Source organism: Pseudomonas sp. MF08817 (assembly GCF_059862705.1).
Window position 1 is genome coordinate 59,791 of sequence record NZ_JCBCUY010000001.1, and the last position, 14,436, is coordinate 74,226.

At 62.9% G+C, this 14,436-nt stretch carries 17 protein-coding genes; 9 read left to right on the plus strand and 8 right to left on the minus strand.

Going from position 1 to position 14,436, the window contains the following annotated elements; genetic code table 11:
• Nucleotides 1-8: 8 nt before the first annotated feature.
• Both AC19YR_RS00260 and AC19YR_RS00265 read right to left on the minus strand, forming a co-directional pair.
• Nucleotides 9-1,361: a GntP family permease gene (locus AC19YR_RS00260; RefSeq protein WP_500596711.1), complete on the minus strand. Its 1,353-nt coding sequence runs from the start codon at nucleotides 1,359-1,361 to the stop codon at nucleotides 9-11.
• A gap of 83 nt (nucleotides 1,362-1,444) precedes the next feature.
• Nucleotides 1,445-1,978 carry a gluconokinase gene (locus AC19YR_RS00265; RefSeq protein WP_095108134.1) on the minus strand — a complete coding sequence of 178 codons (534 nt, stop codon included), beginning with the start codon at nucleotides 1,976-1,978 and terminating at the stop codon, nucleotides 1,445-1,447.
• A 202-nt stretch (nucleotides 1,979-2,180) separates the two neighbouring features.
• Here AC19YR_RS00265 and gntR point away from each other — a divergent pair, with 202 nt between their 5' ends.
• Nucleotides 2,181-3,212 carry an HTH-type transcriptional regulator GntR gene (gene gntR, locus AC19YR_RS00270; RefSeq protein ID WP_500596712.1) on the plus strand — a complete coding sequence of 344 codons (1,032 nt, stop codon included), beginning with the start codon at nucleotides 2,181-2,183 and terminating at the stop codon, nucleotides 3,210-3,212.
• Here gntR and AC19YR_RS00275 read toward each other — a convergent pair.
• Nucleotides 3,209-3,829 carry a LysE family transporter gene (locus AC19YR_RS00275; protein WP_500596713.1) on the minus strand — a complete coding sequence of 207 codons (621 nt, stop codon included), beginning with the start codon at nucleotides 3,827-3,829 and terminating at the stop codon, nucleotides 3,209-3,211. The genes gntR and AC19YR_RS00275 overlap by 4 nt on opposite strands.
• A gap of 65 nt (nucleotides 3,830-3,894) precedes the next feature.
• On the opposite strand from AC19YR_RS00275, the gene AC19YR_RS00280 reads away from it, so the two are divergent.
• Nucleotides 3,895-4,815 (plus strand): LysR family transcriptional regulator, encoded by a 921-nt coding sequence (locus tag AC19YR_RS00280; protein WP_500596714.1) that lies wholly within the window; start codon nucleotides 3,895-3,897, stop codon nucleotides 4,813-4,815.
• 56 nt (nucleotides 4,816-4,871) lie between these two features.
• On the opposite strand, the gene AC19YR_RS00285 is transcribed toward AC19YR_RS00280, so the two are convergent.
• A complete protein-coding gene (locus tag AC19YR_RS00285) occupies nucleotides 4,872-5,759 on the minus strand; it encodes a LysR family transcriptional regulator (protein WP_095108130.1) in 888 nt (295 codons plus the stop codon).
• A 131-nt stretch (nucleotides 5,760-5,890) separates the two neighbouring features.
• On the opposite strand from AC19YR_RS00285, the gene AC19YR_RS00290 reads away from it, so the two are divergent.
• Nucleotides 5,891-6,322, plus strand: coding sequence for a PACE efflux transporter (locus tag AC19YR_RS00290; protein ID WP_095108129.1), 432 nt, complete (start codon nucleotides 5,891-5,893; stop codon nucleotides 6,320-6,322).
• 137 nt (nucleotides 6,323-6,459) lie between these two features.
• Nucleotides 6,460-6,891 carry a hypothetical protein gene (locus AC19YR_RS00295; RefSeq protein ID WP_500596717.1) on the plus strand — a complete coding sequence of 144 codons (432 nt, stop codon included), beginning with the start codon at nucleotides 6,460-6,462 and terminating at the stop codon, nucleotides 6,889-6,891.
• A gap of 36 nt (nucleotides 6,892-6,927) precedes the next feature.
• Here AC19YR_RS00295 and AC19YR_RS00300 read toward each other — a convergent pair whose 3' ends face one another.
• Nucleotides 6,928-7,122, minus strand: coding sequence for a hypothetical protein (locus tag AC19YR_RS00300; protein WP_500596718.1), 195 nt, complete (start codon nucleotides 7,120-7,122; stop codon nucleotides 6,928-6,930).
• Between the two features lie 305 nt (nucleotides 7,123-7,427).
• Here AC19YR_RS00300 and AC19YR_RS00305 point away from each other — a divergent pair, with 305 nt between their 5' ends.
• Nucleotides 7,428-7,874 carry a GNAT family N-acetyltransferase gene (locus tag AC19YR_RS00305; protein ID WP_500596720.1) on the plus strand — a complete coding sequence of 149 codons (447 nt, stop codon included), beginning with the start codon at nucleotides 7,428-7,430 and terminating at the stop codon, nucleotides 7,872-7,874.
• Here AC19YR_RS00305 and def read toward each other — a convergent pair.
• The 3 genes from def to AC19YR_RS00320 form a co-directional block, all read right to left on the minus strand.
• The gene (def, locus tag AC19YR_RS00310) at nucleotides 7,828-8,367 is read right to left on the minus strand and encodes a peptide deformylase (protein ID WP_095108126.1); all 540 of its coding nucleotides are present in this window, start codon (nucleotides 8,365-8,367) and stop codon (nucleotides 7,828-7,830) included. The two genes, AC19YR_RS00305 and def, sit on opposite strands and share 47 nt — an antisense overlap.
• A 2-nt stretch (nucleotides 8,368-8,369) precedes the next feature.
• Nucleotides 8,370-9,314 carry a YihY/virulence factor BrkB family protein gene (locus AC19YR_RS00315; RefSeq protein ID WP_095108125.1) on the minus strand — a complete coding sequence of 315 codons (945 nt, stop codon included), beginning with the start codon at nucleotides 9,312-9,314 and terminating at the stop codon, nucleotides 8,370-8,372.
• Nucleotides 9,315-9,506: 192 nt separating this feature from the next.
• Nucleotides 9,507-9,698 carry a CsbD family protein gene (locus tag AC19YR_RS00320; protein WP_095108124.1) on the minus strand — a complete coding sequence of 64 codons (192 nt, stop codon included), beginning with the start codon at nucleotides 9,696-9,698 and terminating at the stop codon, nucleotides 9,507-9,509.
• A gap of 201 nt (nucleotides 9,699-9,899) precedes the next feature.
• Here AC19YR_RS00320 and AC19YR_RS00325 point away from each other — a divergent pair, with 201 nt between their 5' ends.
• The 4 genes from AC19YR_RS00325 to AC19YR_RS00340 all read left to right on the plus strand — a co-directional run bounded on the left by AC19YR_RS00325 (nucleotide 9,900) and on the right by AC19YR_RS00340 (nucleotide 14,207).
• Entirely contained in the window at nucleotides 9,900-10,277 is a 378-nt protein-coding gene (locus tag AC19YR_RS00325; RefSeq protein ID WP_095108123.1) for a hypothetical protein, read from the plus strand.
• A 247-nt stretch (nucleotides 10,278-10,524) separates the two neighbouring features.
• Nucleotides 10,525-13,008 carry a glycerol-3-phosphate 1-O-acyltransferase PlsB gene (plsB, locus tag AC19YR_RS00330; protein ID WP_095108122.1) on the plus strand — a complete coding sequence of 828 codons (2,484 nt, stop codon included), beginning with the start codon at nucleotides 10,525-10,527 and terminating at the stop codon, nucleotides 13,006-13,008.
• Between the two features lie 83 nt (nucleotides 13,009-13,091).
• Entirely contained in the window at nucleotides 13,092-13,490 is a 399-nt protein-coding gene (locus AC19YR_RS00335) for a YbaY family lipoprotein (RefSeq protein ID WP_095108121.1), read from the plus strand.
• 27 nt (nucleotides 13,491-13,517) lie between these two features.
• On the plus strand, nucleotides 13,518-14,207 hold the full coding sequence (locus AC19YR_RS00340; protein ID WP_095108120.1) for a DUF4197 domain-containing protein: 690 nt from the start codon (nucleotides 13,518-13,520) through the stop codon (nucleotides 14,205-14,207).
• The last annotated feature ends 229 nt before the right edge of the window (nucleotides 14,208-14,436 follow it).

Genomic DNA, 14,436 nt, shown 5'->3' on the forward strand with positions numbered 1-14,436 from the left:
CACTTGGCTTAGACCACCAACGACAGCAGCAGGATAAAGATCAAGGCCACCACCGAGAGGATGGTTTCCATCGCGGTCCAGGTCTTGAAGGTTTCGGCCACGGTCATATTGAAATACTGCTTGACCAGCCAAAACCCCGCGTCGTTGACGTGGGACAGAATCAACGAACCGGCGCCGGTGGCCAGCACCAGCAACTCGCGGTTCACCCCCGGAATCATCCCCACCACCGGCACCACAATGCCCGCCCCGGTAATGGTCGCCACCGTCGCCGAACCCGTGGCGATGCGGATCACCGCCGCCACCAGCCAGGCCAGCAGGATCGGCGAGATTTGCGCGTTCACCGCCATATGGCCGATCACGTCACCCACCCCACTGGTCACCAGCATCTGCTTGAAACCGCCACCGGCGCCGATGATAAGAATGATCGCCGCGGTCGGCGCGAGGCTGGCGTCGAGCAACTTGAGGATCTGCTTGGAACCAATGCCCTGGCGGTGGCCGAAGGTGTATAGCGACAGCAGCAACGCCAGCAGCAGTGCCGAGATGGGGTGGCCGACCATGTCCATCCAGGTGCGCAACCAATGGCCATCGGTGAAGGCCACGTCGGCAAACGTCTTGAGCAGCATCAAGAACACCGGCAGCAGCACGGTGACCAAGGTAATGGCGAAGCTTGGCAACGTCTCGGACGCCGGCTCGCGGGCCAGTTGGTCCACCAGTTCCTGGGACGGGTTACCGGGAATGTACTTGGAGATAAAGGTGCCGTAGATCGGCCCGGCGATGATGGCCGTGGGCAGCGCGACGATCAGGCCATAGAGGATGGTCTTGCCGATGTCCGCGCCAAACACGCCGATGGCCAGCAGCGGCCCCGGGTGCGGTGGCACCAGGCCATGCACCGCCGAAAGGCCGGCCAGCAGCGGGATGCCGATCTTGATGAGCGACACGCCGGTACGCCGCGCCACGATAAACACCAAGGGAATCAGCAGCACAAAGCCGATCTCGAAGAACAACGGGATGCCCACCAGAAACGCCGCGAACATCATCGCCCACTGCACTCGCTCCTTGCCGAAGGCGCGGATCAGGGTTTGCGCGATCTGATCGGCGCCCCCCGACTCGGCCATCATTTTGCCGAGCATGGTGCCCAGCGCCAGGATGATGCCGACAAACCCCAGCACGCCGCCAAACCCGTCCTGGAAGGCCTTGATGATGGTGCCGATGGGCATGCCCGACGTCAGCCCCAAAAACGCGGCGGCGATAATCAGGGCGATGAAGGGATGGAGCTTGAACTGGGTAATCAGCACGATCAGGCCGATCACCGTAACCACTGCGTCTAACAGCAGGAACGTCTCGTGGGACAGACCAAACATGGGGTTTCTCCTGTTTGTTGTTGTTATTAAAGCGGGTGTGGAAGGTTGGGTTGCCAGACAGCGCTATCTTTTTGCCCCGCGCCTCAGGCGCGCGGCGTGAGGCCGTGTTCGATCCACCACCGGGTGGCCTGGCTCGCCAGTTGCTCGACGCTGTGGGTCGAGGCATCAAGGGCCAGGGTGCGCGGCTCGCCCACCGGTGATTCGAGGGTGGCGAACTGGCTGTCGATCAAGGTGGCAGGCATGAAATGCCCCGGGCGATGAGCCACGCGGTCGGCGGCCACTTCGCGACTCAATTCTAAAAATACGAAACCCAGCCCCGGCGAGGCGCTGCGCAGGCGTTCGCGGTAGCTGCGCTTGAGGGCCGAACAGGTCAGCACCGGGTGCTCGCCCGCCGCGAGGGCACGGCGCAGCTCTGCGCACAGGCTATCGAGCCAACCGGCGCGGTCGTTGTCGTCCAAGGGGATGCCGGCGCTCATCTTTTCGATGTTCGCGGCCGGGTGAAAGGTGTCGCCTTCGATGCCGGTGGCGCCGCTGAGGGTGCAAATGGCCTGGCTCACGCTGGACTTGCCGCAACCGGCGACCCCCATGATGACCAAAGCAGTAACGGGTTGACTCATGGAACACCTCAGAACGCAGACAGCGCTATCTTTGCGAATTTGATGCGGGTGCAAAAACAGGCCCTATCGGCGCCTTCTCTCGTTTTTATGGGGGGTCTCGACCGACAGGAACGGGATCAGGCAACCCACGGTTCATGCCAATTGCAGGCACATCGAGACAGCGCTACCTTAGTGCCTCGAATTTTGTTTGGCAAGCAGCCTGATGACCTCCCCTAAAAACGATAAAAACCCCCGCACCACGGGCCGCCCTACCCTCAATGAAGTCGCACGCCTGGCCGGCGTCAGCCCCATCACCGCGTCCCGCGCCCTGCGCGGCATCAGCACCGTGGCCCCGGCGCTGGTGGAAAAGGTGCGCCAAGCCGCCCTGGACCTCAACTACGTGGTCAACCCTGCCGCCCGCGCCCTGGCCTCGGCCCAGAGCCATTCGGTGGTGGTGCTGGTGCCGTCGCTGTCCAACCTGCTGTTCATCGACACCCTGGAAGCCATCCACCAGGTGCTGCGGCCCAAGGGCTTCGAGGTGCTGATCGGCAACTACCACTATTGCCGCGACGAAGAGGAAAACCTGCTGCGCAACTACATGGCCTATCAGCCCCGAGGCCTGTTACTCACCGGTTTCGACCGCACCGAAAGCGCCCGGCGCATGATCGACGCCAGCCAGGTGCCGTGCGTGTACATGATGGAGTTGGACGCCGGCGCCGGGGTCAATTGCGTGGGTTTCTCCCAAGTCAGCGCGGGCGAAACCGCCGCCGCCCACCTGATTGCCCGCGGGCGCAAACACCTGGCCTACATCGGCGCGCAACTGGACCAACGCACCCTGCTGCGCGGCGAGGGCTTTCGCCGCGGCTTGCAGCAGGCCGGCCTATACAACCCGGACTTGGAAGTGCTGACCCCGCGGCCCTCCTCGGTGGGCCTGGGCGGCGAACTGTTCCTGCACCTGATGGCCAGCCAACCGCAAGTGGACGCGATCTTCTTCGGCAACGACGACCTGGCCCACGGCGCCCTGCTCGAAGCCCTGCGCAGCGGCATCGAAGTGCCCGGGCGCGTGGCGATCCTGGGCTTCAACGACCTGCCCGCCTCGGCCCACATGGTGCCGCGCCTGAGCAGCATCAGCACCCCGCGCGAAGCCATCGGCCGGCGCGCCGCCGAGCAGATGCTGGTGCTGATGGCCGGCAACCGCGTGGCGCAACCGGTGCAGGACATGGGTTTTGAACTCAAAGTGCGCGAAAGCACCTAGCCGCGCACGCTCATCAGCCCCAGCAAGGCGCCGAACACCACCAGCACGCCACCGAACACCTGGTCGATGCGCCGCTTGTAGCCCATCAAGCGGTTGCGAATGGCCGGCGCGGAAAAAAACAGCGCCAGCGCCACGAACCACAGCCAGTGCGCGGCGACGATGATCGCGCCGTAACCCAGTTGCAGCGCCAGCGGCGTGTTCGGTTGCAGCACTTGCAGGTACAGGCTGACCACGAAAATCATCGTCTTGGGGTTCAGCGCATTGGTCAAAAACCCGGTGCGCAAGGCCTTGCACAGCGACTGCTGCACCGCGCCAAGTTGCCCCGCCGCCTCGGCCTGGGGCTTGGCGCGCAGCATCTGCACGCCCAGGTAGATCAGGTACAACGCCCCCGCCACTTTCAACGCGGTGAACAGCAGCAGCGACTCGCGCACCACCAAGCCCACGCCAAGCACGGTGTAGGCGACATGGACCATCACCCCCAAGCCAATCCCCAGCGCCGTCATCACCCCGTGGCGCCGCGACAGCAGCAGGCTGTTGCGGGTGACCATGGCAAAGTCCGGCCCGGGGCTGAGCACCGCCAGCACGGTTATGGTGATTACAACTAACAGTTCAGTCATGGGCCGCGCTCCGGGGTATAGAATCAGCGCCACACTTTAATGGCTACAGGGCGGCCAGGCGAACGATGAAAACTGACACTCTCGGTGATAAAAACTCACAGACTGCCAAGCGCCGCCTGCCGCCCCTCAGCGCCCTGCGTTGCTTCGAGATGGCCGCGCGCCTGGAGAGCTTCACCCGCGCCGCCGCCGCGCTGCACCTCACCCACGGGGCCATCAGCCGCGCCGTACGGGCCTTGGAGGACGACCTACAAACGGCCCTGTTCGAGCGCCGCAGCCACCGAGTGTTTCTCACTGACGCCGGGCGTGAACTGCTGCAAACGGTGGAGAACGCCTTCGATCAACTGGAAACCACCGCCCGCCGCTTGCGTACCCCCAGTCCGAGCGCACCGCTGGTGCTGTCCTGCGAGCCAACCTTGCTGATGCGTTGGCTGATCCCACGGATTCCGGCGTTCTACGCCGCCCACCCGGGCATCAGCCTGCAACTGGTGGCCGGGGGCGGGCCGTTTTCGTTCAAGGACGGTATCGACCTGGCCATTCGCCGCCAGGATTTCCCTTGGCCCGCCGATGCCCACGCCGATTGGCTGTTCGACGAAAGCGTCGGCCCGGTGTGCCGCCCCGACCGATCCGCGCACTGGGCGCCCCTGCACAACGGCCAGCCCCGGCTGGCCCGCGACGCCCCGCGCCTGCACAGCGCCACCCGGCCCCAGGCCTGGAGCCATTGGCTCGAAGCCACCGCCAGCCCGACGCCAGAGCCCGCGGAGCAAGTCTTCGAGCATTTCTACTTCAGCCTGCAAGCGGCCGTGGCCGGGCTAGGCCTGGCAATTGCCCCGTGGCAACTGGTGCGCGACGACCTGCAATCGGGCCTGCTGGTGGCGCCTTGGGGCTTTGTTCCCGATGGCAGCGCCTACTACCTCCTGCGCCGGCAAACCCCGGAGCCCGACGGCGCCATGACGGCATTGTTGGCGTGGCTCAGAAGCGCCTTATAGGCGTGGAAAACACCGACGACGTTGCCTTTTTTATAGGAGGCGGGCTCGCCCGCTGGCTACAACAACGGTGGGGTCAGCAGTTGCACGAAGGCAGCGGCGCCTTTGCCCAGGGGTTGGTTTTTCAGCCACACCACGTGCAACGGCAGCAGCAGGCCGTTTTCGGTGTTGTGAAAATCCAGGCGTTTGAGCCGCCCGGCGGCCAGCAGCGGCGCCACCACCGAGAGGGGGAAGTTGCCCCAACCGATGCCGCTTTCCACCATGTCCAGGGCCATTGCCAGGCTATCGGTGCGCCAGTACGACTCGGCCACCAGCGGCCGGGCGTCGGCCAGGGGCAGGTCGCGGCTGGCGACGAGGATCTGGCGCACGTTCACCAGGTCTTCCAGGTACAGCGGCCCATGCGCCCCGGCAAACGCCGGGTGGGCGGCGCCGATGGTGGCCACCAGTTGCTCGCTGCCAATGAACTGGAAACGCTCCAACACGTTCACCGCCAACCCGGCGAAGGCCAGGCACACACTGACGCGGCCGCTGTGCAGCAAATGCAGGACATCGTCCTGGGGCGCGGTCAGCACTTCGATGTCCAACAAGGGATGGCGCTGGGCAATCACCTTAATGGCCGCCAGCAACCGCGAAGGGCCAATATCCGCCACCACGCCGATGGATAACTTGCTCTCCAACCCCAACGACAACTGCAACGCGTGCACTTGCAGTTGCTTGAGCTGCTCGGCGATCAACCGCGCATGGGGCACCAGGGCATTGGCCAGCGCCGTGGGCTGGGGTTCGCGGTGGCTGCGGTCAAACAGGGCGTACCCCAACTCGGCCTCCAGGTTGGCGATACCCATGCTCACCGCCGACGGCACCTTGCCCAAGGCCCGGGCGGCGGCAGAAAACGAGCCGCGTTCGATCACGGCAAGGAACAATTCAATACTCGAAGGGCTGAAACTCACGGCACCACCTATCAATAAAACTGAAAGCTACTGACTTTTTCTATCAGCCGCATTGAAGCTACCTTCTGCGCCCAGCGCCAGCCCTGCCCACAAAAAAGCCTGGCCCCCATCACGCGCACAAGGAATCCCCCATGCAAGGCGTCAAACGCAAACTGGTCTATGTCTCGTTGTTCGAGGTGTTCGGCATGACCTTCTCCGCCCTCGGCCTGGCGCTACTGTCCGGCACTTCGCCAAGCAGCACCGGGCCGCTGGCAGTGGTCATCACCAGCATCGCGGTGGCCTGGAACTTCATCTACACCACCCTGTTCGAGCGCTGGGAAAGCCGCCAGCCGTCGCGCACCCGCACCGTCAAGCGGCGCATCGCCCACGCGGTGGGGTTCCAGTTGACGCTGATCGTGTTCCTGATCCCGTTGATCGCCGGGTGGATGGGCATCAGCCTCTGGGCCGCCTTCCTCCTGGACCTGGCCCTGATTCTGTTCATCCCCTGCTACACCTTTGCCTTCAACTGGCTGTTCGACCGCGTGTTCGGCCTGCCCGCCTCGGCCCTGCCCGACCCGGCCTGACAGCGGCAAAAACCTTCCGCCCAGGGGAAAACCCTCACCGCTCAGCCCCGCCAAAACCCCATGAAACCGGGGCTTTGCGGGGCAGGCACGCAATTTGCTCAAGGCCTTGGCGTTCCCATCGTTCAAGGATTTGAATCATGTCACTCAACGTTCAGACCAGCCCGGTGCTGCAACTGGGCATCCGCCCCGACAAAGACCCCGCCACCTCGGCGGCGGCCAGCACCCAGTTCAACGCCGTGCTGCACAGCGTGCAGAACAGCGCAGACACCACCAAGGTGCCGCCCACCACCAAAGCCGAAACGGCCACCCACGCCACCGACGGCAGCAAGCAGAGCAACGCCCTCAAGGATTTTCTCGAATACATGCACCAGACGCCCGAACAGCGCCTGCGGGCCAAGCTCCTCCTGGAAATGAACCTCACCGAAGAAGAGATCAAAGCCATGCCGCCAGCGGTGCAGTTCGATATCGAGCAGAAAATCGCCAAGCGCATGGCCGAAGAAATAGAGTTCGCCAAGGTCACGAGCGAGCAAGAGATGAAGCTCAAGAGTGAGGGCATGGCGGCGGTATAGCGGTTGCAGGGGAGGGCTTGCGTGGGAGCGGGCTCGTCAGCGATGAGGCTGGCACAGCCAACCTGACCGCCAGGGCGTGGCCGATGGCGTTGGGTTTTCGTGTTCCAGGTTGATCCGTTCGCTGATATTGGAGGCCACTTTAAGCACGCGGTGCACTTGCCGGTCCGGGCCCAGCACCGGCCTGTAGCGGGCCTCCAGCCATAGCTCCTCGCCACTTTTGCTCAGGCGCAAGCTAGTCGGCCATTATCGAGGGAAGTTTGCCTGGGCAAACTAAGGCCAAGCCCGACAAACGGGCTTGGCGCGAGGATCTATCAGTGGCCGAAAACGCCGACCTTCTTGGCTTTTTTATCGGCGCGTTTTTCGTCGGCGGTTTTTGCCGGTTTCTTTTTCGCGGCTTTCTTTGAATCCATGCCTTTGGCCATGATGCGTGCTCCACTCATACGGGAAGGTAACGTTGAGGTATAACACCAATTGCCTGGCAGAATGCCATTTGCCCGATTTAACTGCCCAGTTCCCCGAAAAAGCCCTCTAAAACCATGCCCGAGCTGAATTTCCAAGCATTGCCCGACCTGCATCTGCCCTTGCTCAACAAGTTTTACCGCAGCCACGACACCGCCATGCGCAGTAGCCGCGAAGGGGTTTCGTGGGTGGCGAAAGAGGCGCAGATCGTCGCTGCATTGAACCTGCGGCCGATGGCACAGGGGCATTGGCTGACCGGGTTGTTCGTTGACCCGGCCTACCGTGGCCGGCAGATCGCCAGTGGCCTGGTGGCACAGGCTATCGCCCCGCTCGACGGCCCGGTGTGGCTGTTCTGCCACCCGGACTTGCAAGGCTTCTACGAAAAACTGGGGTTTTGCAGCCAGTGCGCCCTGCCCCAGGCCCTGGCCGAACGGTTGGCGCGCTACCGGCGCAACAAGGCGCTGGTGGCGCTGCAGGCTACTCCAGCGTGCCGTGCGGCAGGTCCGGGAACATCACGTCAATAAAGCCGAACTTGCTGAAATCGCTGATGCGCGACGGGTACAGGCGCCCGATCAGGTGATCGCACTCGTGCTGCACCACCCGCGCGTGAAAGCCCGAGGCCATGCGCACGATCGGCTCGCCCTTGGGGTCGAAGCCTTCGTAGCGGATGTGCTGGTAGCGCTGCACCGCACCCCGCAGCCCGGGCACCGACAGGCAGCCCTCGAAACCCTCTTCGAGGGTCGGCGCCAGGGGCGTAATCAGCGGGTTTATCAGGATGGTCTGCGGCACTGCCTCGGCGTCCGGGTAGCGCTCGCTGTGTTCGAAGCCGAACACTACCAGTTGCAGGTTGACGCCCACCTGGGGCGCGGCCAGGCCAACACCGCCGACGTGTTCCATGGTCTGGAACATGTCGTCGATCAGTTGCCACAACTCGGCGCTGTCGAACATGTGCGGTGGGACGGGTGGCGCGATGCGCAGCAGGCGTTCGTCGCCCATTTTCAGGATTTCACGGATCATCTTCAGGCTTCGTCTGTGGTCGGCTTGAGCGAGTGGTCCCGGCCCAGTCCCGACACGTGTTGTTTTTCGCCGTGCCCAGGCATGTCCTTCTCACCAGGATTTTTGCCATCGGCCGACATGTGCTCGATCACTGCGTTCATTTCCGCCCCCAGCAACAGCACCGCGGCGGAGATATAGAAGTACAGCAGCAATACGATGATCGCGCCGATACTGCCATACATGGCGTTGTAGTCAGCGAAGGTTTTCACGTAGTAGCCAAAGCCCAGGGACGCGATGATCCACACCACCACCGCCAGCACGGAACCTGGGGTGATGAAGCGAAATTCCTGCTGCACGTCCGGCATCACGTAGTAGATCAACGCCACGGCCACCATCAGCAAAATCACGATCAGCGGCCAACGCAGCACGGTCCAGAGGGTGACGATGAAGTCTTCCATGCCCACCTGCCCGGCCACCCAAGCCATCACCTGCGGGCCCAGCACCATCAGCGCGGCGGCGGCCAGCAGCATGCCGGCGATGCCTACGGTGTAGAAAATCGACAGCGGAAAGCGTTTCCAGATCGGCCGGCCCTCGACCACGTCGTAGGCGGCGTTCATTGCGCTCATCATCAGCCGCACGCCCGCCGAGGCGGTCCACAGGGCAATAACGATACCCACCGAGAGCAGGCCGCCCTTCGATTGCTGGAGTTGGTCGATGACCGGGTTGACCTGCTCCAGGGCCTGGGGCGGCAGCACCAGTTCCGATTGCAGGCGCAACCAGGAGAAGAAATCCGGTAAATGCAGGAAACCGATCAGGGCGATCAGGAACAGCAGGAAGGGGAACAGGGAAAACAGCATCTGATAGGCCAGCGCCGAGGCGTAGGTGGACATTTCGTCGTCAACGAACTCCGTGACCGTACGCAGCATCACGCGGTGCAGGGGCAGGCCTTTCAAATCCGGGAAAATCATAGCGTCTCCTTTCGCCGCAAAAAGGTGTGAAGTCGGGGGCGACTCAAGGGCGTTTATTCGGGTGGTTTTTGAAAGCGGATGTTCTACACCAAAGTAGCCTAATTGACCTCATGCCTACAGTTTCGGTTCATTGCACCTACAAAAGCGGCCATCCAAGGATGGCCGCTCAGTGACACTAAAACGCACTTCAACTTACGCCTTATCGACGCCTTTCTTGATGGCGTCCTTGGTTTTGCCGACAGCCTGTTGCGCTTCGCCCTTCAATTCCTGGGCTTTGCCTTCGGCACGCAGTTTGTCGTTATCGGTGGCCTTGCCCACGCCTTGCTTGACGTTGCCGACCGCTTCGTTGGCCATGCCTTTGACTTTATCGCTGGTGCTACTCATGGTGATTCTCCTGGTAACTATCCGGGTGATTCGAGTGCTTGCGTAAAGGTTGACCGGGAGCGTTCTGGGCAAGTTTCATTTATTTTCCCGGCGGCTTTTCAAGGCCCGGCGCAGGTTGGGCTTTATGTTTGCGGCGCAACCCCCGAGAATGCGCACCTTATTTGCGGCCACGCGCCGAAGATCCAACCGTGCAGGTATGTCATGAAACTCAATAAAGCGCAGGCCATTGCCCGCAGAAACCAGGAACTGGGCGGTGCCGTGCTGGGCGTCAACAACTGCCACTTCACCGAGTTGAACCGCAACAAGAACATCTGGTGGTTCGATATACCCCTGGCGCGCCTGGCCATCGGCCAATACGAGTGGATTCACTTGCTGCTGCACAGCCCCGCCAGCGACCAGTTGCTGCACCTGAAAGTGCCCACTGTGTTCCTGCGCGAAAAAATGGAAGGCCTGGTGGTACGCAACGAAGGCAAGCGCAAATCCACGGTGAGCCTGGAACTGAGCGCCGACAAGGACGCCTACCTCGAAGACGTGCGCCCGGCGGGTACCGGGGTGAATTTCGCGCAGTTCCTGCAGTAAGCCCCGCGACAACACCGCCAACAGTCACCACTGCGGGAGCCAGCCTGCTGGCGATAACGTCCACCCAGCCAACATCCGTGTTGAAAGATGTACCGCCCTCGCGAACAAGCTCGCTCCCACAGGGCGCTGTGCCCGCCCTGTCGCGATATTTCCCGCTCATTCGCCGCTTTTTTGCCGATTTTCCGCGGATACGGCACACTAGCGGCCCGAGCGCCCGCTCGGTTTTTTTAACTCATGCAGAAGCCGTATGACCCGCTCCCCGTTCCGCCGTCTTGTGTTTGGCACCTTGCGCCGACTGTTGTACCTCTGGGTGCGCTCGGAAACGATCAACCAGTCGTCCTTCACCCTCAACCTCGACCGCAGTCGTCCGGTGTTCTACGTCCTGCAAAACCCTTCGCTGACCGACCTGGCCGTGCTCGATACCGAGTGCACCAAGGCCGGCCTGCCGCGCCCGGTATTGCCGGTATCGGTGGGCAACCTGATGGAGCCGGCGGCGTTTTTCTACCTCACGCCCGAGCCCGACTGGCTGGGCCGCCAGGACAAACGCGGCGCGCCGCCGACCCTCACCCGGCTGGTCAGCACCCTGACCCAGAACGCCGCCGAAGACGCGCAGATCATTCCGGTCAGTGTGTTCTGGGGGCAATCGCCGGGCAGTGAGTCCAGCCCTTGGAAGCTGCTGTTCGCCGACAGTTGGGCGGTCACCGGGCGCCTGCGCCGCTTGCTGAGCATCATGATCCTGGGCCGCAAGACCCGCGTGCAGTTCTCCGCGCCCATCCACCTGCGCGAACTGATCGAACACAACAAGGGCCACGAACGCACCGTGCGCATGGCCCAGCGCATTTTGCGGGTGCACTTTCGCCACCTCAAAAGCGCGGTGATCGGCCCGGACATTTCCCACCGCCGCAACCTGGTCAAGGGCTTGCTCAACCAGCCGTTGGTCAAGCAGGCGATCCTCGACGAAGCCGAGCGCGAGAACATCTCGCCCGACAAAGCCAAGGCCCTGGCCTTGCGCTACGGCAACGAAATCGCCTCGGACTACACCTTCACCGCCATCCGCTTCCTGGAAGTGGTGTTGAGCTGGTTCTGGAACAAAATCTACGACGGCATCAAGGTCAACAATATCGAGGGTGTGCAGCAGATCGCGCCGGGGCATGAGGTGATCTACGTACCGTGCCACCGCAGCCATATCGACTACCTGCTGCTGTCCTACCTGCTGTTTCGCAATGGCCTGACCCCGCCGCACATTGCCGCCGGGATCAACCTCAACATGCCGGTGATCGGCAGCCTGCTGCGCCGTGGCGGGGCGTTTTTCATGCGCCGCACGTTCAAGGGCAATCCGCTCTATACCTCGGTGTTCAACGAATATCTGCACACGTTGTTCACCAAAGGCTTCCCGGTGGAATACTTCGTGGAGGGCGGGCGCTCGCGTACCGGGCGCATGCTGCAACCGAAAACCGGCATGCTGGCCATTACCCTGCGCAGCTTCCTGCGCTCCTCGCGCATGCCCATCGTGTTCGTGCCGGTGTACATCGGCTATGAGCGGGTGCTCGAAGGCCGCACGTACCTGGGCGAATTGCGCGGTGCGAGCAAGAAAAAAGAGTCGATCTTCGACATTTTCAAGGTGATTGGCGCCCTTAAGCAGCGTTTTGGCCAAGTGGCGGTGAACTTCGGCGAGCCGATCAAACTGGCGCAGTTTCTTGACAGCGAACAACCGGGCTGGCGCAGCCAGGACCTGGGCCCGCAGTTCAAACCGGCGTGGCTGAGCGAAACCACCCATCGCCTCGGCGAGCGCGTGGCGCGCCACCTCAACGAAGCGGCGGCGGTCAACCCGGTCAACCTGGTGGCCCTGGCGCTGCTCTCCACCACGCGCCTGGCCCTGGACGACCGAGCGATGGCGCGGGTGCTGGACCTGTACCTGGCGCTGCTGCGCCGGGTGCCCTACTCGCCCCACACCACGCTGCCCGAAGGCGACGGGCGGGCGCTGATCGAGCACGTCAAGGGCATGAACCTGTTGGCCGAGCAGAGCGACGCCCTGGGCAAAATCCACTACCTGGACGAGCAGAACGCCGTCCTGATGACCTACTATCGCAATAACGTGCTGCACATCTTCGCCCTGCCGGCGTTGCTCGCCAGTTTCTTCCAGAGCACCTCACGCATGAGCCGCGAACAGATCCTGCGCTACACCCGTGCGCTGTATCCGTACCTGCAATCGGAGCTGTTCATCCGGTGGTCGCTGGAAGAACTGGACGCGGTGGTCGACCAATGGCTGGAGGCGTTCGTTGAGCAGGGCCTGCTGCGCTTCGAGAAGGACGCCTACCTGCGCCCGGCGCCGAGTTCGCGGCACTTCGTGCTACTGACCCTGCTGTCCAAGAGCATCGCCCAGACCCTGCAACGCTTCTATATGGCCATCTCGTTGCTGCTCAACAGCGGCCAGAACAGCATCAGCGCCGAAGAACTGGAAGACCTGTGCACCGTCATGGCCCAGCGCCTATCGATCCTGCATGGCCTTAACGCCCCGGAATTCTTCGACAAGAGCCTGTTCCGCCACTTTATCCAGACCCTGCTCGACCAAGGCGTGCTGCGCCGCGACGAGGCCGGCAAACTCAGCTACCACCCGATGCTCGGCGAGTTGGCCGAAGGCGCGGCCAAGCGCGTATTGCCGGCGGAAATCCGCCTGTCGATCCGTCAGGTGGCCCTGCACCGCAGCGAGGACGCGGCAGAGCTGGAGTGAATCGGTAGGCCCCTGGCGGCGCAAATCCGCTAGATTGTCGTAGGCGCCTGTTTGGTAAGGCGCCCACGATAAGGAACCCTGCGATGAAAAAACTCTCCCTGCTTGCCCTCGCCGCGCTGCTCAGCGCCTGCCAGAGCCCGACCCCGGCCGCCAAGGCCAGCCTCGACGGCGAAGTCTTCTACCTGCAACGCATCGCGCTGCCGCCTAACGCCACCCTCAGTGTCAGCCTGCAAGACGTGTCCCTGGCCGACGCCCCGGCGCGGGTCCTCGACCAGCAGAGCGGGCCGATCAAAGGCCAGGTGCCGCTGCCGTTCCACCTCACTTACGATCCGTTGCTGGTGGAGCCCGGCCATCGCTACTCGGTCAGCGCCCGCATCGAGGCCGATGGCAAGTTGCTGTTCATCACCACCGAGCACCACGCCGTGCAACTCAATGGCCAAGACCCGCAGCCATTGAAAGTACGCGTCGATCAAGTCCGTTAACCACCCCTGCCGCCCAAGGAAACCGCCATGCTCCGTCCCTCCCTTCGTTTTGCCGGCCTGTGTGCTGGCCTGTTGGTCAGCGCCAGTGCGCTGGCCTTGTCCCTGAGCGACCTGTCGCAAAAAGACGCCACCGGCGGGCTCAAGGACGCCTTGACCCAGGGCGCGCAAATCGCCGTCAAGCAATTGGGCGCACCCGGGGGCTTTAGCAATAACCCCGAAGTGAAAATCGAACTGCCGGGCAAACTGGGCAAGGTCGCCAAGAAAATGAAGCAGTTCGGCATGGGCGCCCAGGTCGACGAACTGGAAACCAGCATGAACAAAGCCGCCGAAGCCGCTGTGCCGCAGGCCCAGGCGCTGCTGGTGGACGCGGTGAAGAAGATGACCGTGGACGACGCCAAGGGCATCCTCAGCGGCGGCGAAGACTCGGCCACCCAATACCTGAGCAAGACCAGCCGCGAGCAGATCCGCGCCAAGTTCCTGCCCATCGTCAAGCAAGCCACCGACAAAGTGGGCCTGGCGCAGCAGTACAACGCCTTTGCCGGGCAAGCCGCGACCCTGGGCGTGCTGGACGCCAAGAGCGCGAATATCGAAGGCTACGTGACCGAACAGGCCCTCAACGGCTTGTTCGAGATGATCGGCAAGCAAGAAGCCAACATCCGCCAAAACCCGGCGGCCGCTGCCACTAGTTTGGCGAAGAAGGTGTTTGGGACGCTGTAAAGCCTTGAGGAAAATGAAGGGGCAACTGTGGGAGCAACTGTCTTAGCCCTACCATTCGTCACCGCCACTGCGTGCCGCCATCGCGAGCAGGCTCGCTCCCACAGAGCCACCCGCCCCACAGTTCAACTGTGGGGCGGGCGCTGCCCGCGATGGCGGCAGCACAGCCAACATCCCTGTCGGCTATCAGATCGCTATCGCGAGCAAGCCCGCCCCACAGAGGTGGCTACCA

Coding starts and splice junctions, on each gene's coding strand:
- AC19YR_RS00260 (WP_500596711.1), bottom strand. CDS start 1,361: ATGTTTGGTCTGTCCCACGAGACGTTCCTGCTGTTAGACGCAGTGGTT.
- AC19YR_RS00265 (WP_095108134.1), bottom strand. CDS start 1,978: ATGAGTCAACCCGTTACTGCTTTGGTCATCATGGGGGTCGCCGGTTGC.
- gntR (WP_500596712.1), top strand. CDS start 2,181: ATGACCTCCCCTAAAAACGATAAAAACCCCCGCACCACGGGCCGCCCT.
- AC19YR_RS00275 (WP_500596713.1), bottom strand. CDS start 3,829: ATGACTGAACTGTTAGTTGTAATCACCATAACCGTGCTGGCGGTGCTC.
- AC19YR_RS00280 (WP_500596714.1), top strand. CDS start 3,895: ATGAAAACTGACACTCTCGGTGATAAAAACTCACAGACTGCCAAGCGC.
- AC19YR_RS00290 (WP_095108129.1), top strand. CDS start 5,891: ATGCAAGGCGTCAAACGCAAACTGGTCTATGTCTCGTTGTTCGAGGTG.
- AC19YR_RS00295 (WP_500596717.1), top strand. CDS start 6,460: ATGTCACTCAACGTTCAGACCAGCCCGGTGCTGCAACTGGGCATCCGC.
- AC19YR_RS00305 (WP_500596720.1), top strand. CDS start 7,428: ATGCCCGAGCTGAATTTCCAAGCATTGCCCGACCTGCATCTGCCCTTG.
- def (WP_095108126.1), bottom strand. CDS start 8,367: ATGATCCGTGAAATCCTGAAAATGGGCGACGAACGCCTGCTGCGCATC.
- AC19YR_RS00315 (WP_095108125.1), bottom strand. CDS start 9,314: ATGATTTTCCCGGATTTGAAAGGCCTGCCCCTGCACCGCGTGATGCTG.
- AC19YR_RS00320 (WP_095108124.1), bottom strand. CDS start 9,698: ATGAGTAGCACCAGCGATAAAGTCAAAGGCATGGCCAACGAAGCGGTC.
- AC19YR_RS00325 (WP_095108123.1), top strand. CDS start 9,900: ATGAAACTCAATAAAGCGCAGGCCATTGCCCGCAGAAACCAGGAACTG.
- plsB (WP_095108122.1), top strand. CDS start 10,525: ATGACCCGCTCCCCGTTCCGCCGTCTTGTGTTTGGCACCTTGCGCCGA.
- AC19YR_RS00335 (WP_095108121.1), top strand. CDS start 13,092: ATGAAAAAACTCTCCCTGCTTGCCCTCGCCGCGCTGCTCAGCGCCTGC.
- AC19YR_RS00340 (WP_095108120.1), top strand. CDS start 13,518: ATGCTCCGTCCCTCCCTTCGTTTTGCCGGCCTGTGTGCTGGCCTGTTG.